22 protein-coding genes and 1 pseudogene are annotated in these 22,958 nt (G+C 61.6%); 7 read left to right on the top strand and 16 right to left on the bottom strand.

The window, feature by feature from the left end; genetic code table 11:
- Nucleotides 1–51 precede the first annotated feature (51 nt).
- The 3 genes from EP837_RS20060 to EP837_RS20070 all read right to left on the bottom strand — a co-directional run bounded on the left by EP837_RS20060 (nt 52) and on the right by EP837_RS20070 (nt 5,628).
- Nucleotides 52–816: an IS6-like element IS6100 family transposase gene (locus EP837_RS20060; protein ID WP_001389365.1), complete on the bottom strand. Its 765-nt coding sequence runs from the start codon at nt 814–816 to the stop codon at nt 52–54.
- Nucleotides 817–1,114: 298 nt separating this feature from the next.
- A complete protein-coding gene (locus EP837_RS20065; RefSeq protein WP_225870700.1) occupies nt 1,115–3,130 on the bottom strand; it encodes a hypothetical protein in 2,016 nt (671 codons plus the stop codon).
- 362 nt (nt 3,131–3,492) lie between these two features.
- Nucleotides 3,493–5,628 carry a TonB-dependent receptor gene (locus EP837_RS20070; protein ID WP_066532655.1) on the bottom strand — a complete coding sequence of 712 codons (2,136 nt, stop codon included), beginning with the start codon at nt 5,626–5,628 and terminating at the stop codon, nt 3,493–3,495.
- A gap of 200 nt (nt 5,629–5,828) precedes the next feature.
- On the opposite strand from EP837_RS20070, the gene EP837_RS20075 reads away from it, so the two are divergent.
- Nucleotides 5,829–6,593, top strand: a complete 765-nt coding sequence (locus tag EP837_RS20075; RefSeq protein WP_001389365.1) for an IS6-like element IS6100 family transposase — start codon at nt 5,829–5,831, stop codon at nt 6,591–6,593.
- Between the two features lie 435 nt (nt 6,594–7,028).
- On the opposite strand, the gene mobC is transcribed toward EP837_RS20075, so the two are convergent.
- The 4 genes from mobC to istA all read right to left on the bottom strand — a co-directional run bounded on the left by mobC (nt 7,029) and on the right by istA (nt 11,146).
- Nucleotides 7,029–7,580: a plasmid mobilization relaxosome protein MobC gene (gene mobC / locus EP837_RS20080; protein ID WP_066532656.1), complete on the bottom strand. Its 552-nt coding sequence runs from the start codon at nt 7,578–7,580 to the stop codon at nt 7,029–7,031.
- A 190-nt stretch (nt 7,581–7,770) separates the two neighbouring features.
- Nucleotides 7,771–8,793, bottom strand: coding sequence for a ParB/RepB/Spo0J family partition protein (locus EP837_RS20085; RefSeq protein WP_066532658.1), 1,023 nt, complete (start codon nt 8,791–8,793; stop codon nt 7,771–7,773).
- A 95-nt stretch (nt 8,794–8,888) separates the two neighbouring features.
- On the bottom strand, nt 8,889–9,656 hold the full coding sequence (gene istB, locus EP837_RS20090; RefSeq protein ID WP_007686288.1) for an IS21-like element ISSsp5 family helper ATPase IstB: 768 nt from the start codon (nt 9,654–9,656) through the stop codon (nt 8,889–8,891).
- Nucleotides 9,653–11,146 carry an IS21 family transposase gene (gene istA, locus EP837_RS20095; protein ID WP_011950768.1) on the bottom strand — a complete coding sequence of 498 codons (1,494 nt, stop codon included), beginning with the start codon at nt 11,144–11,146 and terminating at the stop codon, nt 9,653–9,655. The genes istB and istA overlap by 4 nt, the downstream gene beginning before the upstream one ends.
- Nucleotides 11,147–11,284: 138 nt before the next feature.
- Between istA and EP837_RS20100 the strand changes: the two genes are divergently transcribed.
- Together EP837_RS20100 and EP837_RS20105 are read left to right on the top strand one after the other, a co-directional pair.
- Nucleotides 11,285–11,695 carry a hypothetical protein gene (locus tag EP837_RS20100; RefSeq protein WP_225870701.1) on the top strand — a complete coding sequence of 137 codons (411 nt, stop codon included), beginning with the start codon at nt 11,285–11,287 and terminating at the stop codon, nt 11,693–11,695.
- Nucleotides 11,696–11,754: 59 nt separating this feature from the next.
- The gene (locus EP837_RS20105) at nt 11,755–11,985 is read left to right on the top strand and encodes a hypothetical protein (protein ID WP_004213230.1); all 231 of its coding nucleotides are present in this window, start codon (nt 11,755–11,757) and stop codon (nt 11,983–11,985) included.
- 135 nt (nt 11,986–12,120) lie between these two features.
- On the opposite strand, the gene EP837_RS20110 is transcribed toward EP837_RS20105, so the two are convergent.
- On the bottom strand, nt 12,121–12,885 hold the full coding sequence (locus EP837_RS20110) for an IS6 family transposase (protein WP_006949122.1): 765 nt from the start codon (nt 12,883–12,885) through the stop codon (nt 12,121–12,123).
- A gap of 206 nt (nt 12,886–13,091) precedes the next feature.
- Between EP837_RS20110 and EP837_RS21740 the strand changes: the two genes are divergently transcribed.
- Nucleotides 13,092–13,265: a hypothetical protein gene (locus EP837_RS21740; RefSeq protein ID WP_019054792.1), complete on the top strand. Its 174-nt coding sequence runs from the start codon at nt 13,092–13,094 to the stop codon at nt 13,263–13,265.
- Between the two features lie 20 nt (nt 13,266–13,285).
- Here the strand turns inward: EP837_RS21740 and EP837_RS20115 are convergent, their stop codons facing one another.
- The 6 genes from EP837_RS20115 to EP837_RS20135 form a co-directional block, all read right to left on the bottom strand.
- Nucleotides 13,286–13,585: a hypothetical protein gene (locus EP837_RS20115; protein ID WP_013041567.1), complete on the bottom strand. Its 300-nt coding sequence runs from the start codon at nt 13,583–13,585 to the stop codon at nt 13,286–13,288.
- Nucleotides 13,578–13,820 (bottom strand): hypothetical protein, encoded by a 243-nt coding sequence (locus EP837_RS20120; protein WP_013041566.1) that lies wholly within the window; start codon nt 13,818–13,820, stop codon nt 13,578–13,580. The genes EP837_RS20115 and EP837_RS20120 overlap by 8 nt, the downstream gene beginning before the upstream one ends.
- Nucleotides 13,820–14,146: a helix-turn-helix domain-containing protein gene (locus tag EP837_RS20125; RefSeq protein WP_006964370.1), complete on the bottom strand. Its 327-nt coding sequence runs from the start codon at nt 14,144–14,146 to the stop codon at nt 13,820–13,822. The genes EP837_RS20120 and EP837_RS20125 overlap by 1 nt, the downstream gene beginning before the upstream one ends.
- On the bottom strand, nt 14,143–14,517 hold the full coding sequence (locus EP837_RS20130; protein ID WP_013041565.1) for a type II toxin-antitoxin system RelE/ParE family toxin: 375 nt from the start codon (nt 14,515–14,517) through the stop codon (nt 14,143–14,145). The genes EP837_RS20125 and EP837_RS20130 overlap by 4 nt, the downstream gene beginning before the upstream one ends.
- Nucleotides 14,518–14,993: 476 nt before the next feature.
- Nucleotides 14,994–15,503, bottom strand: a complete 510-nt coding sequence (locus tag EP837_RS22135) for a hypothetical protein (protein WP_420228687.1) — start codon at nt 15,501–15,503, stop codon at nt 14,994–14,996.
- 87 nt (nt 15,504–15,590) lie between these two features.
- Complete coding sequence (locus tag EP837_RS20135) at nt 15,591–16,355, bottom strand: IS6 family transposase (protein WP_006949122.1); 765 nt, start codon at nt 16,353–16,355, stop codon at nt 15,591–15,593.
- A gap of 69 nt (nt 16,356–16,424) precedes the next feature.
- On the opposite strand from EP837_RS20135, the pseudogene EP837_RS20140 reads away from it, so the two are divergent.
- The 3 genes and pseudogenes from EP837_RS20140 to EP837_RS20150 form a co-directional block, all read left to right on the top strand.
- Nucleotides 16,425–16,763: pseudogene (locus tag EP837_RS20140) on the top strand (HlyD family secretion protein); the annotation flags it as partial.
- Between the two features lies 1 nt (nt 16,764).
- Complete coding sequence (locus EP837_RS20145) at nt 16,765–18,288, top strand: DHA2 family efflux MFS transporter permease subunit (protein ID WP_066532663.1); 1,524 nt, start codon at nt 16,765–16,767, stop codon at nt 18,286–18,288.
- Between the two features lie 9 nt (nt 18,289–18,297).
- A complete protein-coding gene (locus tag EP837_RS20150) occupies nt 18,298–18,957 on the top strand; it encodes a TetR/AcrR family transcriptional regulator (RefSeq protein ID WP_020817748.1) in 660 nt (219 codons plus the stop codon).
- A gap of 72 nt (nt 18,958–19,029) precedes the next feature.
- Here the strand turns inward: EP837_RS20150 and EP837_RS20155 are convergent, their stop codons facing one another.
- Both EP837_RS20155 and traA read right to left on the bottom strand, forming a co-directional pair.
- Nucleotides 19,030–19,731, bottom strand: coding sequence for a DUF6118 family protein (locus EP837_RS20155; RefSeq protein ID WP_020817747.1), 702 nt, complete (start codon nt 19,729–19,731; stop codon nt 19,030–19,032).
- Nucleotides 19,732–19,744: 13 nt separating this feature from the next.
- The gene (gene traA, locus EP837_RS20160; RefSeq protein WP_066532666.1) at nt 19,745–22,798 is read right to left on the bottom strand and encodes a Ti-type conjugative transfer relaxase TraA; all 3,054 of its coding nucleotides are present in this window, start codon (nt 22,796–22,798) and stop codon (nt 19,745–19,747) included.
- Between the last annotated feature and the right edge of the window lie 160 nt (nt 22,799–22,958).

Genomic DNA, 22,958 nt, shown 5'->3' on the forward strand with positions numbered 1-22,958 from the left:
TCTGTTGCAAAGATTGGCGGCAGTCAGAGGTAGGCTGTCGCTCTGCGCCGATCAGGCGGCTGCTGCGAAATGGTGGTTGAGCATGCCCATGGCCTCCGTCAGCGCCGAGGGCCCAATGCCAAAAGCTCTCTCCACAAGGCGCACCTCGCCCCTGATGCCGGGCTGCAGGCACCAGGGGCGAGCCTGTCCTTTGCGCAGGGCTCGCATGACTTCGAATCCCTTGATCGTGGCATAGGCCGTGGGGATCGATTTGAAACCGCGCACCGGCTTGATCAGTATCTTGAGCTTTCCGTGATCGGCCTCGATCACGTTATTGAGATACTTCACCTGCCGGTGGGCCGTCTCCCGGTCCAGCTTTCCTTCGCGCTTCAATTCGGTGATCGCTGCACCATAGCTCGGCGCTTTGTCGGTATTGAGCGTGGCAGGCTTTTCCCAGTGCTTCAGGCCTCGCAGGGCCTTGCCCAGGAACCGCTTCGCTGCCTTGGCGCTGCGGGTCGGCGACAGGTAGAAATCGATCGTGTCGCCCCGCTTGTCGACTGCCCGGTACAGGTAGGTCCACTTGCCCCGCACCTTGACGTAGGTTTCATCCAGGCGCCAGCTCGGATCAAAGCCACGCCGCCAGAACCAGCGCAGCCGCTTCTCCATCTCCGGGGCGTAGCACTGGACCCAGCGATAGATCGTCGTATGGTCGACCGAAATGCCGCGTTCCGCCAGCATTTCCTCAAGGTCGCGATAGCTGATCGGATAGCGACAATACCAGCGCACCGCCCACAGGATCACATCACCCTGGAAATGGCGCCACTTGAAATCCGTCATCGTTCCGTCCGTCCAATCTCCGCCAAGCATGCTCAAGCTTCACGATTTTTGCAACAGAGCCTTCGTAACGCATGTTCTTCTCCCTTGGAGCGACCCTTGGCTCATTGCCTGATCGGTCGCTCAAGTTGCTCGGTCCAGCAATGTGCGGCGGGAGGCGGAGAACGCGCCCAGCCATGATCGCGGCGAGCGCGAACAAGCCTCCCGCACTGTTTTGCGCCTCGCCGCGACGAAAGGGGCTCCGTCATCTACCCCCCGCCGACAGCCCTCAAGCCGAGCCGCCAGCGGCCGACACAGGTTATCACTTCACGGTCGGGAAGCCGAGGCGAGCGCGAAGGTCCGGATTCAGTTCGACAACGTGGAAACCGGTCGTGACGCAGGCGAACCAGATGTGCCCGGACTCGGGAACATAGCGTACATGCGACGCACACCCGTCGCTTACCTGGTCGTTCAACCCTGTCCTCCAGTTTAGCCAGCTTAGCCCGTTGCCACTTAGCGGGGTATCGGGATTCGCACCCGGCTTATAGTAGCCGACTTCAACCGGCTTTGTAGGATCGCGCAAATCAACGATCCTCACTCCGCCAGCGAAGAAGGGGAACAGACCAAGCCTCGTGTTCCTTGCATCGTCGACATCGTTGTAATGCGAGGCAACCGCGCCGAGGCGCTCGGTGATGTCTGGGATGAGGAAGCTCGCATAGGGATCCTCCTTCCGAGGAGTAAATCGTATCGCGTCGCAGTTCTCCTTGATATTCATTTGCAGCTTGAACTCGCCGACGACCTTTGGATTCTTCTCGTCCGCGATATTGATGATCCGCGGCCATGTTCCAGGACAGGCGCCCAGTTCGGCCGCACCCACCAGGTGTGGAACTCCGTTGATCGACGCGGGCACGACAGAATGCAAACCGCCTTGCTTGGCTTCGCCGACGAGCCTCATCTTCGGTTGAGAGCGCCCATCGACGATGTCGCTGTTATCGAGAATGTAGACGCTGCCGTTCTCCACAGGCACGTCCCCGGTTTCGGAGGCGAAGACAGCCGCGTAGATCCGCCGCTCATCACGGCTGATCGACACTTCATGTGGCGTGAACCCAGCCGTCAATCCATTGGGTCGCGTGACGCCGAAGCGGCCGAGATAGCGGGGGCGCTTCATGTTGCTGATGTCGAGCACATGCACGCCACCCTTCCCCGAACCGAGTCCGGGCACGAGTTCTGTACCGTAGACGCGACGACCGTTGGGAGAGATTGTCACCATGTGGATGTTGGCGGGCCACTTGAACTCGCTCTGCAATTTGGGATTCAGGCAGTTCGAGGCATCGTAGATGCTGAGCCAAGCTGCGTCCTCCTCGCCCCGGCCAGCAATTCCTCCCGAGTAGGCGCCGGCGACGAGAACTTTGCGACCTGGTGCCGCAATCGCGTGCATCGTCTCTACCGCATCGATCGAGCCCCGGTCCCGCAGCAAGCGCACGGGCTTTGGAGCCCGGGGGTCCCTTACGTCGATAACCGCGACGCCCGCTGGCTCGCGGAGGAACAAGGCAGATCGGCTGTTGGCGGTTGCCGGGCCTGTCTGCTTGACGGTGGATACATAGGCACATTGATCGACCCATGAGAGCTGTATATTGCCGCCGCGGTTCCAGATGTCCGTGCGACCGACGAGGCGAACGCCAGCATGATAAGGAAGTTTGGACCGGCCGCTCACCACGTCTTCGATCGTGGTTTGGCCCTGAAGCCCGGTTTCGGGGCGATCGCCGGGACCAATGACGACCTGGGAAGACGCCGGCCATCCGCTACACAGACAGGCTAGGCCGAGCGGGGCAACGACCGCGAGCCTCCGAATCTTGGTGGCTGTCACCGCAGTCAGGCGCGAAAGAGCCTCTGTGGTGCGGATCGTCGGTGAACGCCGCGATGCTCTATCGTGCGTCGCCGCCCCGATCTCGACCATGCCCGGCTTCATGACGCCGACCGGTTTGGCGGGCAAATCATCGGCAAGAACAACATTCCCATGCGCTTCGCTTAACATCCGCAACATCTTTCTCTCCTTTGCTTGGCGCGTCCTCAACTCACCCCCCTCCCGGATCGTCATGTTCCAGACTGAGCAGACATGATGCTCGTCGGCGACCAGCACCTCATGGGTGAAGAAGGGAAGCCTTGTCCGCTGCGCCGCGACGCGCGCGATCTGCTGATCGTGCGTGAGGCTCGTAACCTCATTAGCGTCGTGCCGGACGATAGGACTCGCACAGATTTCGCGGATCAGTTCCAGGTTCCCGTTGTTCCAGACTTCTTCCCAGTACAGGTTGATGAGTTCGATGCCCGAGCGATGCATATGAGGATCCTTGATGCTAAACTGAATATACTGGGACAGATACGGGTTGCGCGCGCCGCTTCACCGCGAAAAGGGGCGTCCGAGGTAATCTTCCAGGTCGCGCGCGTACCTGCGGGCGACGATGCAACCCTCGCCTTGAACGCCAGACGGCGATTCCGGCGGGGTCGCTTACTCATCTGGCCTCCTGTGCCGCCACCACCATGGCTGTCGTCAGGCCGGCGACCCACTCATCCCGCTGGTCAAATTTCCCGACCCACCTCTGTGGGTGTTTTACCATCAAACCCCGCGATCAAACATCTAACTGATTTGAGCTTGCAGGATCGCTCATCCGAACGACCCTGCCCGCATGGCGCTCGCTCGGATCAGAAGGAGCGGCTGAGGCGCGCGCCCCACGTCCTGGGGGCACCCCAGTGACCGATATATCCAAACCCGAAATTAGCCGTAATAGTCTTGTATGCCTTGTTGCCCAAATTGTTGACGAACAGCGACAGCGTGGTTTTCCTGTCCACATCGGAGATCGTCGCGTTTAGGTCAACCACGGTGTAAGGCCGTTGTCGGTCAAGGGCGTCGAGGTTGAAGTAGGAGAAGACGACGGTCGAATTGTGCCGCGCACTTGCGGTGAGTTCTAGCTCGTTCAACAGTTCTCCGCCAAGATCGAAACGCTTGGATGCACTCGCGTTAACGGTCCACTTCGGCGCGAAATTCAACGTCTTTCCAGCGAGATCGTAGGGGACGAGCGTCAGCGGCTCCGTCGAGGTGAACTCCGTGAACTCCGTGTGCACGTATGTGGGCGCAAGGGTGAAGGTGAGGTCGGGGACTGGGCTGTATCGGATCTCAAGTTCGGCGCCATACGCCTTCGCTTGCGCATTGTCCGTGAGGACGTCGTTCGGGGGAACCAGCTTTTCGACCTGCAGGCCCGAATAGTCATAGTAGAAGGCCGCGAAGTTAGCAGTCAGTTTGCCGTTGAGCAGGCGGGACTTCACGCCAAGCTCGTAGGAATCGAGCGTCTCCGGTCCAAAAGCCGGCGCGGAGCCATCGCTTGCCGGCACGTTGCCGCCGCCGCCCTTGTAGCCGCGGCTCCACTGGATGTAGCTCTGGATTTCTGGCGTGAAATCATATTGAAGGGCAACCTTTGGGAGCAACTTGGTTTTTTTGATGGTGCCGCCCGCGACTGCTACCGTAGGGATGAGGGGTTCAAGGCCCGAAATCGACTCATACTCATTCTTGTCGTAATTGAGGCGCATACCCACATTCAGCCTCAAGGCGTCCGTGAACGAATAGGTCGCGTCGAAGTATGCCGCAAAATTGTCCACTTTGGCTTGCTGGCCAAGATTTTGCGTCAGGACCGCCGCCGGATCCGGATTCTCGATGATGTAATCTATAACACTCTTATATTCCTCGTGGTAATAGAAGGCCCCGAGGATGAAATTAAATTTATCGAAATTTCCGAACAGGTTGAACTCCTGGCTTATCGATTCGGATCGACGCGGGTAAATCGCCGTATAGAGGTAGGGAAATGCGGTGCCATCGTCGTCGTTGGCGGCCCGCGTCTTCCCAAGGATATAGTTCGTCAGAGACTTGACGGTGATCGCATCGGACGCCTCCCACGTCACGCCTGCCTGGCCGATGAGCAGCTTGTTTACCGCACTGTGCGGGCGATTCGAGATCGTCTTCCAAGGCTCATTCGTCCAATCCACCCCTTCGACCCCGAGGCTGATCGGCCCAACCGGGCTCTGGTCGGTCTTGGCCGCATTGTCCTCATCATAGCGGAGCGACAGGTCCACCGTCAGGCTAGACGTAGGTGTCAGGCGCAGCGCGACACGGCCATATTTGGCGTCCGTTCCGCCGCCAATACGCTCCACCACGTTAAGGGGCCTGAGGATGTTTTCGACCGGGCCATCCTGCTTCTCACGTCCGCCGCTGAGCCTGATCTGCACGCCATCGGAGAGTGGCCCTGAGACAAACCCGCTTATACCGACCTGATTGCGGCCTCCTACAATAGCGTCGATGCGCCCCGTCCACGTCTTGGTTGGGCTAGCGGAGATGAAGTTGACCGCACCGCCCGTAGCATTGCGGCCATAGAGAGTCCCTTGCGGCCCGCGCAGGACTTCGACGCGATCGAGGTCGACCGCGCGCAGGGTTCCCATGAAAGGCCGGGGCAAATAGGCGCCATCCGAATAGATCGCGACCGTCGGTTCGGACGAACCAGCCACACTGGTCGAGCCGACGCCGCGGATAGTCACAATGGTGTTGCCGAAGTTGGGGACGAACACCAATCCAGGAATCACATTGGCCAGGGCTATGGTATCAGTGACGCCCCGGCTGAGAAGGGTGTCGCCACTCACGGCGGTGATCGAAGCGGGAATATCCTGAACGCTGACGCTGCGCCTCAGCGCGGTCACGACGATGTCGGAGCCGTCATTGCCGCCACTCGACGGCGGGGCCTGAGGCTCTGACGCGGCCGACCCGGGCTCGGTTGCGCCGGCACCCGCAGCCACGGGAGTCTGAGCCCCTGCACCAGACGCTGCCAGCGCACATGAGAAAAGTATAAACGCGCCGCTCGACACACCCCAAAAATTCATATCATCCTCCCAGTGTTTCCATACACACTAGCCGCACTGAGGATATAGTCAATCGGGCTCTGTTGCAAAAATCGTGAAGCTTGAGCATGCTTGGCGGAGATTGGACGGACGGAACGATGACGGATTTCAAGTGGCGCCATTTCCAGGGTGATGTGATCCTGTGGGCGGTGCGCTGGTATTGTCGCTATCCGATCAGCTATCGCGACCTTGAGGAAATGCTGGCGGAACGCGGCATTTCGGTCGACCATACGACGATCTATCGCTGGGTCCAGTGCTACGCCCCGGAGATGGAGAAGCGGCTGCGCTGGTTCTGGCGGCGTGGCTTTGATCCGAGCTGGCGCCTGGATGAAACCTACGTCAAGGTGCGGGGCAAGTGGACCTACCTGTACCGGGCAGTCGACAAGCGGGGCGACACGATCGATTTCTACCTGTCGCCGACCCGCAGCGCCAAGGCAGCGAAGCGGTTCCTGGGCAAGGCCCTGCGAGGCCTGAAGCACTGGGAAAAGCCTGCCACGCTCAATACCGACAAAGCGCCGAGCTATGGTGCAGCGATCACCGAATTGAAGCGCGAAGGAAAGCTGGACCGGGAGACGGCCCACCGGCAGGTGAAGTATCTCAATAACGTGATCGAGGCCGATCACGGAAAGCTCAAGATACTGATCAAGCCGGTGCGCGGTTTCAAATCGATCCCCACGGCCTATGCCACGATCAAGGGATTCGAAGTCATGCGAGCCCTGCGCAAAGGACAGGCTCGCCCCTGGTGCCTGCAGCCCGGCATCAGGGGCGAGGTGCGCCTTGTGGAGAGAGCTTTTGGCATTGGGCCCTCGGCGCTGACGGAGGCCATGGGCATGCTCAACCACCATTTCGCAGCAGCCGCCTGATCGGCGCAGAGCGACAGCCTACCTCTGACTGCCGCCAATCTTTGCAACAGAGCCGAGAAAACCATGCTCACGGCGGCAACGGTCGAACTGTCACGCCAGTAGGCAGGATCGCCCCAATCACGCGCGAGAGCGGCGCGATCGTCCTTCTCAGAGAGAATATCGCCGTCGCGCGTCTCAAGCGGAACGTCGCCTTTGCGACCGATATAATCGAAATGGGCCGCCGCATGGCTTTTGCCCTTGGGCCGCCCTGTCACTTTGACCATGACCTCCGGAGCGCGCCCGACGACGCGGGCAAGACGTGCCCGCGTACTAATAGCACGTTGCGCCTTGCCCGATGACAGGCCGCGCAACAGCTGGTTAGCCCCACGTCCGTTCGGGTCAGCGGTGATCTTGGGCTTGAAAAGCGCCGCGACCTGACCCGCTTCAAAGCTGCTGTCAAAGTCGCTCACCGGCAACCTCCCAATAGGTAAGATCAGCCTTTGTCGCAGCGCCGATGCCTTCAACCGCTGCGCCGATGGCCTCTCGCAGCTCGTTGACCTTTTTGAGTTCACCCGCGATCTCGGCCGCATTATCCGCGAGCGCCATCTTGTTCGCGGCTTTAGCAATCTGGTTCACATTGCGACCGATACGCTGCAACGCCTGTCGGCAGTTCAATAGCTCTTCACGCAACTCGCGATCGACGGGCGCTGCAATGCCAAGGTGCCGCCGCACAAGCGACAAGGCCCAGGTCGCCGGGGTCATCCGCTGCTCTTGCGCGCGATGCCGAATGACGGCCATCTCCGTTTGGGTCGGCCGAAGATAAACGCGGTGTGCACCGGCTGTCTCCCGGTCGACCATTTCTTCCGCCGCGTCGCTGGCACCCGACTGCCTGAGCACGGCATCAACCAGCTGGCGCATGAAAGGTCCGCGCCCTCCCCTCGGCTGAGCGAGGGCATCGACTTTGGCGAGTTTGGCCGCCTCGATCTTGAAGCCCAGCGTCTTATCCATGGGGGGTAGGTATCTCCAACCGTTAAGCGCGATCCGAATGGATTGAGCCTAACGGTTAACATTCGCCGCCGCAAGGCTTATCCTGCCATACATGAATACCTACCCCCCAAAAAAGAAAGCGGTGGCAATTGCCACCGCTTCAAATTTCCAAGATGCCGGAAAACGGACAACCGTTGACAGGTAAATGTTATCAAAAGTCGAAGGCTTGGGGCGCACTCTCACCGTCGAACTGAACCGTGACCTGGCCGCTTAGGACAATACCGCGACGGCCCTGAATGATGATGGCCGGTGCGTCATTCGCCTCCTTTGGCTGACGGGTCGCGCGATGCCTCCGCATGGCATCTTGGTTCGATGCCTGCCCCTGCCCTTCCCGATCGCCATCATGCTCGTTCGGATCGCCCTGCTCCATTTGCCCGATGCGCGCGCTGGTGGCAGCTGCCACCGGCACCCGTTGCTCATCCTCTGCCTGCGGGTCGGGCATGGAGGTGACGGGCGCGATCTGCGGCTCCCCTGCCCTTTCCGTTCCACCTTGAAGCCCGGCAAGAAACTTCTCGCACTCGGCGGCAGTAGGACTTTCGTTCGCAGCCAGAAATCCGCGCGCCGCCTCTTCGTCCAGTGACATGGCGTGCTTGATGGCAACAGCTGATCGGGGCGAGCACCCTGCAAGCGCTGAAAGAATGTCGTCGGGCAACGTGCGAAGCGAATATAGCCGCTTCACTTCCGAATGCGGCTTTGCAATTCGCGCAGCTAGATCCTTTGTTGAAAGCTCTTCACTTACTCGCGCCGCAATGAAGTGGACGCGATCGGCCAGGCTAAGCTCTTGCCGTTGCTCATTCTCAAGATACTGATCCAACCCAATGTCGCGCTCATCATCGGCTTGGTCGAGAACGGTGTCGATTTGATCGAAACCGAGCTGGCGACAAGCGCGATACCGGCGCTCGCCATATCGAATGATGTAGCGTCCATTTGGGGTCGGTGCGACCACGATTGGCTGCAACAGCCCACGCTCCTTGATCGTCGTCGCCAACGCATCAATCTCGGACTGGTCGAAGTCGCGACGAACCTGCGAAGGGTCTGGATCAATGTCAGCGATAGGCAAGCGCTGGAACCGTCCTGCCGCCTTGAACTCAGTGTTTGCAGGGACGGCGGAGAAATCCATATCGTCCATGTTGAAATCGGCGAAGCTGTCAACGGCGGAGCAAAAGTCGGCCATTCGGCGGCGTAAAACCAGGCCATCGTGTTACATGCCGGGGGGAGTGGCGTGAGGGCGTAGCCCGAGGGCCACTCCCCCCGGCATTGGTGTAATTTTCAGGGTCTGGTTTTGGCCTTGCGGGCCCGGCTGTGCGCGAGGCGATAGCTTTCGCCGTTCATCTCGAGGATGCTGACGTGATGGGTCAGGCGATCGAGGAGCGCGCCTGTGAGACGCTCAGATCCGAAGGTTTCGGTCCATTCGTCGAAGGGCAGGTTGCTGGTGATGAAGGTGGAGCCGCGTTCGTAACGCTGGGAGATCAGCTCGAACAACAGTTCGGCGCCGGTCTTGGAGAGCGGCACAAAGCCCAGTTCGTCGATGATGAGCAGCTTGTATCCGGCCATCTGCTTCTGGAAGCGCAGAAGACGGCGCTCGTCGCGGGCCTCCATCATTTCGCTGACCAGCGCTGCCGCGGTGGTGAAGCCCACCGACAGTCCTTTCTGGCATGCTGCCAGTCCGAGCCCCAACGCTACGTGCGTCTTTCCGGTGCCTGATGGCCCCAGAGCGATGGCGTTCTCACGCCGCTCGATCCACTCGCAGCGCGCCATCTCGAGCACCTGCATCTTGTTGAGCCTGGGGATGGCGGCGAAGTCGAAGCTGTCGAGGCTTTTGACGGCGGGGAAGCGCGCGGCCTTGATGCGCCGCTCGACCATGCGACGCTCCCTGTCGATCATTTCCATCTCGACGAGGCGGGCGAGGAAGCGGATATGATCGACGCCTTCAGCGGCACATTGCCGCGCGAGCTTGTGATGCTCACGCAGGCACGTAGGCAGCTTGAGCGCCTTGAGATGGTGAGCGAGAAGGATCTCCGGGGCCTGATCGCTCATGCGGCCTCCTGCCGGTCGGAGAGCAGGCTCAGATAGGCTCTGGCAAAGGTCTTCTCGACCGTGGTGCGTGGCAGGAAGGGATAGACGTCCAGGTCCAGCCTGGGCGGTACGCGTTCGATCCGGCACAGGACGAGGTGCTTGACGGCATCGAAGCCGATGGCGCCAAGATCGATGGCCTGTTCGACCGCCGCCTGGAGATCGGCGAGGGTGAACGTTTCCAGCAGGCGCAGTACCTGCACATATTCGCGCCTGCCATGTTTGTGCATGCGCCCTTCCATCAACCGCTGCAGTGTCGTGAACGCTTCGGGCAGGTCCCAGCCCTGCAAAGGCGCAGCCTGGTCGAATGCGTTGATCTTCTGCTCGATCAGCGGGAGATAATGGAGCGGGTCGAAGACAACCTCCTCGCGGGCATAGCAACGAGGATGACGGGCGATGACTTCGCTGCGGCAGCCGATCACCACCTCATCGACATAGGCCCTGATCCAGACCTCCTGATGGCCCCAGGCCACCGGAACCGAATAATCGTTGGTCCTGTAGCGCACCAGGGATTGCGAGGAGACCCTCCCGCCTTTCTGATCGCAGGCCTCGAAGGGTGTAGCGGGCAGAGGCTGCATGGCCGCGAGATCGCGCTGCAGCCGCTCACCGATCGTCTCGCTCTGCCCGCGCACCTTGTCCTGCTGGCGCTTGCGGCATTGCTCCTCCAGCCACAGGTTGAACGCCTCCCAGGTCGGGAACTTCGGGATCGGCACCATGAAGTTGCGCCGGCAATAGCCTACCAGCCCCTCCACATTGCCTTTCTCGTTCCCCTTGCCCGGGCGAGCATAGCGGTCGCGGATCACGTAATGTGACAGGAAAGCGCTGAACAGCGTGGCACGCTGCCGCGTGCCGTCGGGCAGGATCTTCGTCACAAGGCAGCGATCGTTGTCATAGACGATCGAGCGCGGTACCGCGCCGAAAAACGCGAAGGCATGCACGTGTCCGTCCACCCAGGCCTCCGCCACCGCCGCCGGATAGGCCCGCACATAGCAGGCATCACTGTGCGGCAGATCGAGCGCGAAGAAGTAGGCCTTCTGCTCCACCCCGCCGATCTCCACCAGCGCTTCCCCGAAATCGGCCTGCGCATCTCCCGCAGGGTGCGCCAGCGGCACGAACATCTCCCGGCTGCGCTGTTCGCGCTCCCGGATGTAATCCTTGATGATCGTATAGCCGCCGGTGAAACCATGCTCGGTGCGCAAACGGTCGAATACCCGCTTCGCCGTATGGCGTTGCTTGCGCGGGACACTGCGGTCACCCTCAAGCCATCCATCAATGATCGCCACAAACCCGTCCAGCTTCGGGCGCTGCGGTACGGACTGGCGCCGGTAACCCGGCGGCGATGAAAACGACAGCATCTTGCGTACCGTTTCGCGCGACACATTGAAACGCTTCGCCGCCGCCCGTTGGCTCATGCCATCCGCGCAAGCCAGACGGACCTGAAGATAAAGTTCCACGCTGTAGATCCCCACACCTCCCTGACTCGGCAGAAAGGCTTCAAGGTGGACGACTTTTACGCCGCCCGCAGCAGGACTATCCCGCCGCTACCGTGGTCGAATATTGCTCCGCCGTTCTCACCGGTGCCATCGAGAGGCGTGTCCGATCTCGATCGTCACATTGAAACCTTGCTTCGCGTGATTCATTCCAGAAACCTCGCTTGGTCTGATCTAAGCGAAGTGGGTAAACAGGTGGAACGCCCTCTGACGGACGTTGAGCAATTGCTTACAAATGTGGGCGACGACGCCCATGAAATCACCCTTGCTACCGAGACGATCATAACAGCTCTCAAGCTGCAACGTGATGCGCTCGCGATCCAAAGCTCTCGCCGTAGAACACGCTTCGGCTCGATGCTTCTGCTCTTGATCCCCGTGTTCTTCGTAGGTTTGATGATTGGCACATCATACGGGATAGATGAAGGTCGGGCGCGGGAGCGTGAAGCCTTAAAGTATCCGGTCCTACCCCAGCTGTCCGTAGATCGTGACAGGCTCAAAACTGACGGAAGGTAGAGCGGTGGCAGCTGCCACCGCTTGCGATCTCTTGATGGGCTATGGCTTCATGAGGCACGATGAAGAAATCTGACAGGGCAAAGAAACATACCGCCAAGGTAATCGAGGCGGCTGCACGCGCCCATGAAGCTCTCGACTATTTCAGCGGCAACGTCACAAATCCGTTCGATGAGCTAACATGGCCCAGCATTGCCGAAGGTTATCTTCTAGTCGCGCAGAAGGCGGTATCAGACGCCTTGGTCGCTTTGGAACGTGCAAACAGCGTTGGTTGGACCAAGCACGGCAAGTAGGCGTCACCTCAAGGTTTGTTCGCCAGACAACGATTTCTCGGACATAAGCGGAACATGGGCTACGCTACACGCTTCAACCGCGCGGCTCTGTTGCAAACATGGGGCACGGCCGCGCGGCGTCACCCAGTTGGGGGATTAGGCAGCATTGGCGAAATGCTTATTGAGCATAATCATGGTTTCGGTCAGGGCCGAGGGTCCAATTCCGAATGCTCTTTCAACCAGGCGCACCTCCCCCATGATACCTGGCTGCAGGCACCATGCCTGGGCCTGTCCTTTGCGTAGGGCGCGCATGACCTCGAAGCCCTTGATCGTGGCGTAGGCCGTTGGCATCGACTTGAAGCCACGTACCGGCTTGATCAGCATCTTCAGCTTGCCGTGGTCGGCCTCGAGCACGTTGTTCAGATATTTCACCTGCCGGTGCTCGGTTTCCGCCGCCAGTTTGCCTTCGCGTTTCAGCTCAGCGATTGCTGCGCCGTAGCTGGGTGCCTTGTCGGTATTGAGTTTGGCCGGCTTTTCCCAGTCCTTCAGGCCACGAAGAGCTTTGCCCAGAAAGCGCTTCGCCGCTTTGGCGCTGCGTGTCGATGACAGATAGAAATCAATCGTGTCGCCCCGTTTGTCGACCGCCCGGTACAGGTAGGTCCATTTGCCCCGCACCTTTACGTAGGTCTCATCCAGACGCCAGCTCGGATCAAAGCCGCGCCGCCAGAACCAGCGGAGACGCTTCTCCATCTCCGGCGCGTAGCGCTGCACCCAGCGATAGATCGTCGTATGATCGACATCGATCCCACGCTCGGACAGCATTTCCTCGAGATCACGGTAGCTGATGCCGTATCGACAATACCAGCGCACCGCCCATAGGATGACCTCGCCGGTAAAATGCCGTCCTTTGAAATCGTTCATCGCAACTGACCTTGACAGTACATGAGCCCAATCTTGGAAACCGTGTCAGAGTTTGCAACAGAGCCCCGGGGGACCGGGGCCATGCCGATCATTGGCATCTGGCTTTCTATACCGGCGATCAGACTCGGCCGCTCGATCGCGCTCAAATTGTCGTCGCCAGAGCGGAACGCGGGGTAGGGGGCCTAACCTCGGCGGCCGTGCAGCCGATGGCCAGCTATGAGGCTGCGCCAGCTCCACAAGCCCGCGTCATGGCGGCTCGGCCGAACGCCGCGCCTATTTCCGTTGCGGTGAATTTCCGGCGCGACATGCTGCATCCTTCGCCTACCGATCCCACGGCGGACCCGCGATTTATTCCGCGCACAATCACCGCCAGCAATTGAAGCGACGGCGCGCTAGGCGCTCAATTCGGCAAGCCGGTGTGGGCGCTGATCCCCATCCCGGCCAGCTCCTCAATGAGCCAGTCTCGAAAGTCCGAAATGGATTTCGCGCCTTCGGCCCTCAAGGCGGCAACGTCTTCCTCTTTGAAACTCCAATCGTCCTTGCCGATGTGGCGCAAGGCGCGCCAAACGCAATGCTTCTGATAGCTGTAGATCGCGCAACGGAGATACCCGCGAACGATCTTTTCCATAGCCGCATCGTCATTGCGGTGGCGATCTAGCAATGCGTCAAGGTCGGCTACGGACGGATTGGGATCAAGCATGGTCGGCCTCGATCTGTAGGGCGAGCTGGGCGAGGCGATCGGGAGCAAGCAAGTCGTCGGCCGCAAGGTCGATAGCGAAGGGTTCGCCGGGTTCGGGCGGCCGTCGATCGGCGGCGAAAGCGGCAAGATAGGGTTGCGCCGCGTCGGTTTCGATCCAGCGCCAGAAGGCAGGCCCTTGGCCGAATAGCCCGGCCTCGAACATATCGAGCCGGGCTTGCGCGAAATCATCGCACATTAGGCGAAGTGGATCACGGCCGATTCAGTGGTCCGCCCCTGCGGGCGCACGACAATATCGACCTTGCAGCCAAGCCGGGTGAGCATGGCTAGAAGCCGCTCAACCGAGACGCTGCGGAACTGGCCTCGCAGGATGCGCGACAATTCCGGTTGGGTAGATCCCGTAACCTTGGCGGCGGCGATCTGCGTCAACTTCCGCTCCTGCATGGCCTCGGCCACACGGGTAACGAGCTGGGCTTTCAAAAGGTGGGTGTCGGGGTCGGCAAAGCCTAGATCGGCAAAGACATTGCCGCTGCCTTCCTCAATGATTTCGTCCTGTGCGCTCATGCTGTGCCTCGCGGGGTCTGGTGTTGCCGGTGATGCTCCTCGGCGGATTTCAGCCGCGTTCGGATCAAATCCATATCGGCCTGCGGCGTGGCCTTGCCCTGCTTGGATTTCTTCTGGAAGGCGTGCAGGACATAGACCGCCTCCGCGAATTTGACCGTATAGACCGTGCGGAACGTATCGCCTTGGTGGTCGTCTATGATCTCGACCACGCCAGCGCCGCCAAAGCCCTTCAACGGCTTAGTGCTGGCGTGCTGCCCGCCTTGCTGCGCAAGGTGCAGGGCATAGCCCATTACGTCCTGCACATCGTCCGGGAACTCCCGAAAATCGCGCTTTGACGATGCCACCCATCGAACCGGCCGTTCCGTATCCATCGCGGCTATTATGCACAAATATACATAGCCCGCAAGCGGAAATTATGCGCGTATGTGCATATTGCCAGCTCGCTATGCCGATTGAGGCGACCGCGATCGGGGCGGCTCAATCGAGCGCCCTGCGCGACGAATGTATCAACGCCGGGGATGCAGGGCCGTAATTTTATGCTAGAGGCCCGGCGCGGCCCACGCCCCCCAATTTGTGCGGCCGTCCACTTCCGACGATGGCCCGCAAGGACTAGCCATCGTCGGAAGACCAACAAACAATCTAGCCGATGCCACGCGCCGCCCCTGTCCGGGCAGGCGAGGGCTGCTTGCCGTTGTAATAAAATTACTGCTCAATCTGGCCCTAGTTGCGCGTGCAATTTCCCTATTGTTGAGTCATCGTCCTCCCTACAGCGACCGAAAGGAGGACTAGGCTATGGTTGATTCTTCCAATATCTATCGAGAGCAACAGAAAGCGGTTGCCCTAGAGTTCATGGAAAAAGCTCTTGCGATACTCGTTGAGGTCGATGATTCAGCCGCAGATTGTTATCTGCAACAATCAATAGATACGTGCATGGCGTCACCGCGCATGACATTTCCCGAAGATGAATTTTGGGATTGTGTTGATGAATTGCCACATTTGACCGATCGCGTCTTGTTCCTGCATCGGCAGAACGGGGTCGGTACATAGAACGGACCCAGATATACGCTAAGGTTTCGCCGGACCTTCGACGGCGTGCATCTGGCGAAGCGGCCTGAGGGCGGACGATGGCGCATCGGGGTCGGTCCAAAGATAATCCCCGGTGAGGTTGATGTGCTGCCATCCGAGCGGCGAAAGGTGTTGCAACAGGTCCCGCCAGACCGTCCTTGTAGTTGACCGTGGTGTGCGTCACCCGAAGCTCGACATCGCCTTCCATCAGATCGGCTTCGCTGAAATCCGTCAGCGCGACGGTTTGGCCTGTGTGGTTCTTTTCGATCACGACTGCTCGGAATGTGCTCATGATAATGCTCCTTTCTCAAAATTAGACCGATCGGCGGCTCTGTTGCAAACATGGGGCACGGCCGCGCGGCGTCACCCAGTTGGGGGATTAGGCAGCATTGGCGAAATGCTTATTGAGCATAATCATGGTTTCGGTCAGGGCCGAGGGTCCAATTCCGAATGCTCTTTCAACCAGGCGCACCTCCCCCATGATACCTGGCTGCAGGCACCATGCCTGGGCCTGTCCTTTGCGTAGGGCGCGCATGACCTCGAAGCCCTTGATCGTGGCGTAGGCCGTTGGCATCGACTTGAAGCCACGTACCGGCTTGATCAGCATCTTCAGCTTGCCGTGGTCGGCCTCGAGCACGTTGTTCAGATATTTCACCTGCCGGTGCTCGGTTTCCGCCGCCAGTTTGCCTTCGCGTTTCAGCTCAGCGATTGCTGCGCCGTAGCTGGGTGCCTTGTCGGTATTGAGTTTGGCCGGCTTTTCCCAGTCCTTCAGGCCACGAAGAGCTTTGCCCAGAAAGCGCTTCGCCGCTTTGGCGCTGCGTGTCGATGACAGATAGAAATCAATCGTGTCGCCCCGTTTGTCGACCGCCCGGTACAGGTAGGTCCATTTGCCCCGCACCTTTACGTAGGTCTCATCCAGACGCCAGCTCGGATCAAAGCCGCGCCGCCAGAACCAGCGGAGACGCTTCTCCATCTCCGGCGCGTAGCGCTGCACCCAGCGATAGATCGTCGTATGATCGACATCGATCCCACGCTCGGACAGCATTTCCTCGAGATCACGGTAGCTGATGCCGTATCGACAATACCAGCGCACCGCCCATAGGATGACCTCGCCGGTAAAATGCCGTCCTTTGAAATCGTTCATCGCAACTGACCTTGACAGTACATGAGCCCAATCTTGGAAACCGTGTCAGAGTTTGCAACAGAGCCGCCAGGCGTGCCGGTGATGGTCGTTGTTCCCGTGCAGGATATGTATGTCGATGCCAACTTCAAGGAAGGCCAGCTTCGCGGCGTCAAGCCCGGTCAGCCGGTGCATCTCACCTCGGACCTCTACGGCTCGGACGTGGTGTATCATGGCCGCGTGGAAGGGTTCGCAGGCGGTTCCGGCTCGGCCTTTGCCGCGATCCCCGCGCAGAACGCGACCGGCAACTGGATCAAGGTCGTCCAGCGCCTTCCCGTTCGCATCCGGCTCGATCCGAAGGAACTGAAAGAGCATCCGCTGCGCGTCGGCTTGTCGATGCACGCAACGGTCGATCTTTCCGGGGCACGCTGAAATGTCCGCACATAGTGCTGAGGGTTATCCGCCGCTGACAGGCGCGAAACTCGCCATGGCGGCGGCCGCGCTGTCGTTCGGCAATTTCGTGGTGGTGCTCGATACGACGATCGCCAATGTGGCGATGCCGACGATTTCGGGCGATCTTGGTGTCTCAACGACAGAGGGGACGTGGATCATCACGGCCTATGCGGTCGCCGAAGCCATCACCGTTCCCCTGACGGGCTGGCTCTCGCGCCGGTTCGGGGAAGTGCGGCTGTTCACGGCCTGCGTCATCGCCTTCGTGATTTGCTCGATCCTTTGCGGGCTGTCCGGCTCGCTCGGCTTCCTGGTGCTGTTCCGCATCCTGCAAGGTTTCGCGGGTGGCCCGATCATCCCGCTATCGGCCACCCTGCTGATTTCGGTCTTTCCCAAGGACAAGAGCAACATCGCTTTGGCGATATGGGGCATGACGACCGTGGTGGCCCCGATCTTCGGCCCTATCCTCGGAGGCTACATCTCCGACAATTATCATTGGGGCTGGATTTTCTACATCAACATCTTCTTCGGGCTTGCCGTTAGCGGCGTCGCCTGGTGGCTGCTGCACAACCGCGAAACGCCGATCTCGCGCAGCCGGATCGACATAGTGGGCCTCCTTCTCCTCGTCGTGTTCGTGAGCGCGTTCCAGACCATGATCGACAAGGGGCGCGAACTGGACTGGTTCTCATCCTCCTTCATCGTCTGGATGGCGATCGTCGCGGCGATCGCGCTCGGCGCGCTGATCCTGTGGGAGCTGACCGACGATGATCCGGTGATCGACCTTTCGGTGTTCAAAAACCGGACCTGGCTCATCTCCACGCTATCGCTGGGGCTAATGTTCGGGCTGTTCTTCGGAAATATCGTGCTGACCCCGCTCTGGCTGCAACAGATGATGGGCTACACCGCGACCTGGGCGGGCTTTGCGACCGCGCCCATGGGGATTTTGGCGGTCGTGACGGCCCCGATCGTCGGGCGGCTCATGGGCAAGATCGACCCGCGCCTGATCGTCACCTATGGTATGGTGGTTCTCGCCATCTCCTTCTTCATGCGCGCGCTGCTGAACGCGCAGGCTGATTTCATGTCGGTCGCGATCCCCATGTTCGTGCTTGGCGCTGGTGTGCCGGCCTGTCTGGTCACGCTCACGTCGCTGGGCGTGTCGGAGCTTCCCCCCGAAAAGATCGTCAACGGTTCGGGGTTGCAAAACTTCATCCGCATCATGGCGACGGCGGTGGGCGCGTCGCTGACTTCGACCTATTGGGAGAATGCGACGAAAGGAAATCGCGCCGAGCTGGTCGCGATCATTGACCCGACAATGGCTCCTGCGTCTCTGCCCGGATTGCAGCCCGGTTCCGGCCTCGCCGCCTTCTCCCGAATGGTGGACATGCAGGCCGTGATGCTCGCCACCAACGATTTCTATGCGATGGCGACGATCCTTATTCTGGTGTTCGCAGGGGTAATCTGGCTCGCGAAACGACCCAAAGGACCGCTCCAACAAGTCAGCCATTGAGGCGGTTCCGTGCCGCGCAATCTTGATGGCGAGGCACCCCGGCGCGGGATCAAACGCGAAGAGCGCCGCTGCGCGATCGTGACGATCGCGCAGCGGCACTTTGCTGAACATGGGTTCGGCGGTGCTTCCATGTCCGCCATCGCGGCCGAGATTGGCGGGTCCAAAGCCACGCTTTGGGCCTATTTCCAATCAAAGGAGGATTTGTTCGCGGCCGCCCTCTCCGCCTGGCTGGACGAAATCGAGCCGCGCAGCGTCGCCCCTTCGCAGGGCGACGCGCGGCAACGGCTGATCGACTATTGCACGGCGTTCATGTCGGCCATGCTGACGCCGGTGGCCGAGACGATTTTCCGCCTCATCGTCGCGGAGGGCCAACGCTTTCCAGAGTTGGGCCGCGCTTATTATCGGCGGGTGCTACTGGCGCATCATCTGATGCTGTCCGAGCTTCTGGAAGGACAGCTCCGCGCAGGCCGACTCTTGCCCCGCTCGCGCGCGCCGTCCAGTTTGCGGGCGGCGGAACAGCTTCTGGAGATATGCATGTGCCGGTTGCTGGTGCGGCGGGTGTGCGGGCTGGAACTGGACAGCTCGGCCGACGCGATCGCCAGAGAAGCGGCCGAGGCCGTGGACATGTTCTTGCATGGCTATGGCTCCCGCCCCCGGAGAGCAAGGTGAGCCATTGCGGAACGGGGCGTGAATCCCGCATGACGGGGGCAGGTGCGGCGGCGACAGGCTTGAAAACTCCACCTATTGCGCGGTCGCGGGCCTCACTTCGATCGTGCAGCGCACCGGCTTCTTCGCCTTCTCGGCCTGCTCGCGGCACGCCTGCACCGCTTCGCGGTTGCCATCGGCGAGCGGGGCGGCCGCGACGATCAAGCCCCAGCTCTCCGGCGCGGCCGTCTGCATCAACCGTTGCCCCGCATCCCATGCCGACTTTTCGCCAAGCGCCCGCGTCGCCATGCTCTCGGGCCAAAGCCAGCTCGCCGGCATCATCCGGGCGATCGGGCCGGCGAGCAGCGCATAGAGCAACAGCCCCAGCACCAGGCCACCGCCCCCGGCGATAGCGAGCCAGCGATTTTGCACATCGCCGCGCCGCGCAGACGCGACCATTTTTTGCAAGTCGAAGGTCGCGGACGACAAGGCCGATTTCGTGGATTGGACCTGATGCTGCAATTCGCGGGTCGCCTCGGCAACGGAAGCGTTTAAACGGCCCCCCATATTCTCCGGGGTGAGCGTCATGGCGGGGCTTTTCCGCACGCCGTCGATCTGCTGCACCAGGATACCCAGCACCTTTTCGGTGCGCTCTAGCGTCGGCTCGTAATCGGGAATGTCGATGGACTCGCGCGCCGTGGTCAGCGCCTCGACCGCATGGCGCAACAACGACACCTCGCCGCGCAACCGCTCGAACGCCAGCGCCGGGTCGTCGCGCTCCTGGCTATCCTCATCCATCGTTCTTTTCTCCTTACCGGCTCAATCCACGATCACGGCCTATCCCCAAATCCTGCGTCAACTGGCGGCCCAAATCGCCCCGCCCCATGTCGCGGCTGCGGTTCATGCCGATCTCAAGCCCCAGCTCGCGGACACGGCCGCGCAGGATCGATTCCACCTGGGGATCGCGCTCAAGGCTTTTCGCCATGCCCGCCATTTCCTTGCCCGCCTTCTCGCGCCCCGTCATGTCGCCGGCGCGATAAAGCCGGTCGCGGTCCTGGCGAAGCGCCTGCCAGCGTTCCACGAAGCGATCGGCGCGCAGGGCAGGATCGGCGCGCACGCGGGCCTCATGCCGCATCGCCTCGACCATCGGGCCGCTGCGCCCCGCCGCCGCCTCGCGCAGCAAGGCGGGGTCGCGCTGGAACGCCGACGCCATATCGCGCGAGGCTCCGGGCCTGATCTGGTCCAGCGCCTCCGTCGCGCGTTCGAGCGCGACTTTCTGATGTTCCAGCACCGGCCCGCCTGATGCGCGCGCCTGCAACACCGCCTCGGCCGAACGCGAGGCGCGCTCGACCGCGCGCGTGAAAGCGCGGTCCTCGCCGCGATCGGCACGCGCCGGGGCAGGCTTCGCCGGCTCGGCCGACAGCTTCAAGCCGTCGAACATGCCGCGCCGCGGCGTCTGTTCGGCCGCGGGCGTGCGCTCGATCGGGCGCGGCGTGAAACCCGCGAACATGCCCCGTTCGGGCGCTGCGGAAGATCCTCGCTCTGTTGGCGAGATCTCCGCGCGCGGATCTCGCCCTGCCTCGCGGGGCGCATCCGGCAAGCGGATCTCGCCCGAGAGGCCCCGCCGATCGGCGAAGGCCCGCGCTTCGGCGTCGCGATCACGACTATCAGGGGCACGGCCATAATCCGACGCCATATCCTTCGCCCGCTCGCGCGACAGCGTGCGGACAAGCCGGCGATAATCGGCGAAGTCGTCGCGGCCATAATGGAGCTGCACCCCGTCGCGGTGCCGCGACAGCGCCACATAGGCGGAATGACGGTCCATGCCGGGGGTCGCCAGCACATGCGCCCGATCGACCGTCACGCCCTGCGATTTATGGATGGTGGCGGCATAGCCGTGATCGACATGGGCATAATCTTTCAGGTCGAACGCGACGCTGCGGCCGTCATCAAGGCGAACGGCCATGCGCTCGGGGCTGACCTGCTCGACCTTCCCCAGCGTGCCGTTCTTCACCCCTAGCCCGCGCTCGTTTTTCAGGAACATGATGCGGTCGCCGTTCGCGAACGCCCGCGCGCCCCGCTCGGCCGACACGCGCACGTCCGGCCCCAGCTCGCCACCGTCGCGCAGCCGATCGCGCGCGGCTAGGTTCAAATCGCGCACCTCGGCATTGGTATGGGTGAGGATGATCCGCGACTGATCCGGCGCGGCGATGCGCTCGGCATCCCAGCGGTCCACAAGGTCGGCGCGGGCTTGGCTGCGCGTCTCGGCCGCCTGCACCATTCCATGCGCCTCATAGGCATGGATCGCCTCGCCCGCCCTGCCCGTCGCCAGCGCCCTGGTCGCGTCGCGCTGCCAGTCCTCGCGCTGCCGGCGTATCTCGGTGATCTCGGCCCAACCGTGGCGCTCGGTCACGGCCCGGAACGCCGCGCCGGCCTCGATCGCCTGCAACTGCTCGGGGTCGCCGACAAGAACGACCTTCGCCCCGGCCTGCTCGGCATGGGACAGCACGCGCTCCATCTGGCGCGTGCCGATCATGCCGGCCTCGTCGATCACCAGCACGTCGCGGGGGCCTAGCAGCTCGCGGCCCTGCTCCCATTGATATTCAAGGCTGGCGATCGTCCGCGACGCGATGGCGGACCCGCCTTCCAGATTCTCGGCCGCGATGCCCGACAGCGCCGCGCCCCGCACCGTGTAGCCCTGTGCCTCCCACGCCTCGCGCGCCACCCCCAGCATCGCCGACTTGCCGCTGCCGGCATAGCCGACGACCGACGCCAGGCCCTTGTCGCCGGTGATATGCGCCAACGCCCCGCGCTGCTCGGCCGACAGGTCCAGCCCCCTGCCCTCGGCCGACGCCAGCGCGCGGGTCACATGGGCATCGGCGACGCCATGCCCCCGGTCGATCGCCAGCCCTTCGGCGGCGCGTTCCAACCGCTGCTCGGCCGCGATCATGTCGCGCGACGTGAACCGATCCTCGCCCTTCCCGTCCGGCCCCAGCGCCACCAGCTCGGGCGAGGATCGCACCGCGCTCATCACCTGGTCGAACTGATCCTTGCCGTCGCTGTGCCGGAACGCGAACTGCGCCAGGTCGCGGCGCGTGAACGTCGCCTGCTGCCGGGTGATGGCGTCGAGCGCGATTTCGGGACTGGCGATGATCTTCTCGCCATTCTCGCGCGCGATCCGGGCATGGTCCTCGACCCGTTCGGCCTCAAGCCCCTGTTCGGGCATACGCGACGCCGCCGGCCCGATCTTGTGCTGCGGCTCAAGGTCGATGCCCTGCGCCGCCAGGGTCCGGTGATCTATGCGAGCATCAATATCCAGCTCGGCTAGGCGCTCGTTCACATGGTCCGCCCACGCCTCGCGCCACTCCTGCAAAAGCTGCGTCGAGTTCCACTCGCGCACCTTCTGGCCGAAGCCCTCGGGGCCAACCTCGCGCATCGACAACATGACATGCGCGTGCGGTTTGGGCTGGCCGTCCTTCCCCCTGTCCCAATGCACGTTCATGTCTGCGACCATGCCGCGTTCGACGAACTGCTTTTCGACAAACTCGCAGGCGAGCGCGACACCCTGCGCCTGGTTCAACTCGCGCGGAATCGAAAACTCGATCTCGCGGGCAAGCTGGGCGTCCTTGCGTTTCTCTCCCGCCTCGACCTCGTTCCACAAGGTCGCGCGATCGTTTAAACGCTCCGGCGCACCTTCGGGCAGCATGATTTCCGAATGGACGACTCCGGCCTTGTTCGAGAAATCATGGTCGCGCCCGAGTCGGTCATCGTGCAGCCGTTCCGCCGCGCGATAGGCCGCGCTGGCAACGGCGCTCGATCCGTTGGCGCGACTGATGACCTTGGCCGAGAAATGGTAGATCGCCATGACGGCCGCTATATTGCCTTTCTTAGCGCACGTCGGCAACGACGTATAAGCGCGCACTCACACTCTCTGACGTTCGCGTGATTGACTTCGCCGCATTTTTTCTGCCGGGGGCGTTCCTCGCGCGCGCGATCGTGCTACGCTGCGTCCCTGATCCTGGGCG

It is taken from the genome of Sphingobium sp. EP60837 (assembly GCF_001658005.1).
Lineage (GTDB): Bacteria > Pseudomonadota > Alphaproteobacteria > Sphingomonadales > Sphingomonadaceae > Sphingobium > Sphingobium tyrosinilyticum.

What these genes read in the sequence shown, in the direction of transcription:
- EP837_RS20060 (WP_001389365.1), bottom strand. Translation starts at nt 816, where the DNA reads ATGACGGATTTCAAGTGGCGCCATTTCCAGGGTGATGTGATCCTGTGG.
- EP837_RS20065 (WP_225870700.1), bottom strand. Translation starts at nt 3,130, where the DNA reads ATGCATCGCTCGGGCATCGAACTCATCAACCTGTACTGGGAAGAAGTC.
- EP837_RS20075 (WP_001389365.1), top strand. Translation starts at nt 5,829, where the DNA reads ATGACGGATTTCAAGTGGCGCCATTTCCAGGGTGATGTGATCCTGTGG.
- mobC (WP_066532656.1), bottom strand. Translation starts at nt 7,580, where the DNA reads ATGGATAAGACGCTGGGCTTCAAGATCGAGGCGGCCAAACTCGCCAAA.
- EP837_RS20085 (WP_066532658.1), bottom strand. Translation starts at nt 8,793, where the DNA reads ATGGCCGACTTTTGCTCCGCCGTTGACAGCTTCGCCGATTTCAACATG.
- istB (WP_007686288.1), bottom strand. Translation starts at nt 9,656, where the DNA reads ATGAGCGATCAGGCCCCGGAGATCCTTCTCGCTCACCATCTCAAGGCG.
- EP837_RS20105 (WP_004213230.1), top strand. Translation starts at nt 11,755, where the DNA reads ATGAAGAAATCTGACAGGGCAAAGAAACATACCGCCAAGGTAATCGAG.
- EP837_RS20110 (WP_006949122.1), bottom strand. Translation starts at nt 12,885, where the DNA reads ATGAACGATTTCAAAGGACGGCATTTTACCGGCGAGGTCATCCTATGG.
- EP837_RS21740 (WP_019054792.1), top strand. Translation starts at nt 13,092, where the DNA reads ATGGCCAGCTATGAGGCTGCGCCAGCTCCACAAGCCCGCGTCATGGCG.
- EP837_RS20115 (WP_013041567.1), bottom strand. Translation starts at nt 13,585, where the DNA reads ATGCTTGATCCCAATCCGTCCGTAGCCGACCTTGACGCATTGCTAGAT.
- EP837_RS20120 (WP_013041566.1), bottom strand. Translation starts at nt 13,820, where the DNA reads ATGTGCGATGATTTCGCGCAAGCCCGGCTCGATATGTTCGAGGCCGGG.
- EP837_RS20125 (WP_006964370.1), bottom strand. Translation starts at nt 14,146, where the DNA reads ATGAGCGCACAGGACGAAATCATTGAGGAAGGCAGCGGCAATGTCTTT.
- EP837_RS20130 (WP_013041565.1), bottom strand. Translation starts at nt 14,517, where the DNA reads ATGGATACGGAACGGCCGGTTCGATGGGTGGCATCGTCAAAGCGCGAT.
- EP837_RS22135 (WP_420228687.1), bottom strand. Translation starts at nt 15,503, where the DNA reads ATGAGCACATTCCGAGCAGTCGTGATCGAAAAGAACCACACAGGCCAA.
- EP837_RS20135 (WP_006949122.1), bottom strand. Translation starts at nt 16,355, where the DNA reads ATGAACGATTTCAAAGGACGGCATTTTACCGGCGAGGTCATCCTATGG.
- EP837_RS20145 (WP_066532663.1), top strand. Translation starts at nt 16,765, where the DNA reads ATGTCCGCACATAGTGCTGAGGGTTATCCGCCGCTGACAGGCGCGAAA.
- EP837_RS20155 (WP_020817747.1), bottom strand. Translation starts at nt 19,731, where the DNA reads ATGGATGAGGATAGCCAGGAGCGCGACGACCCGGCGCTGGCGTTCGAG.
- traA (WP_066532666.1), bottom strand. Translation starts at nt 22,798, where the DNA reads ATGGCGATCTACCATTTCTCGGCCAAGGTCATCAGTCGCGCCAACGGA.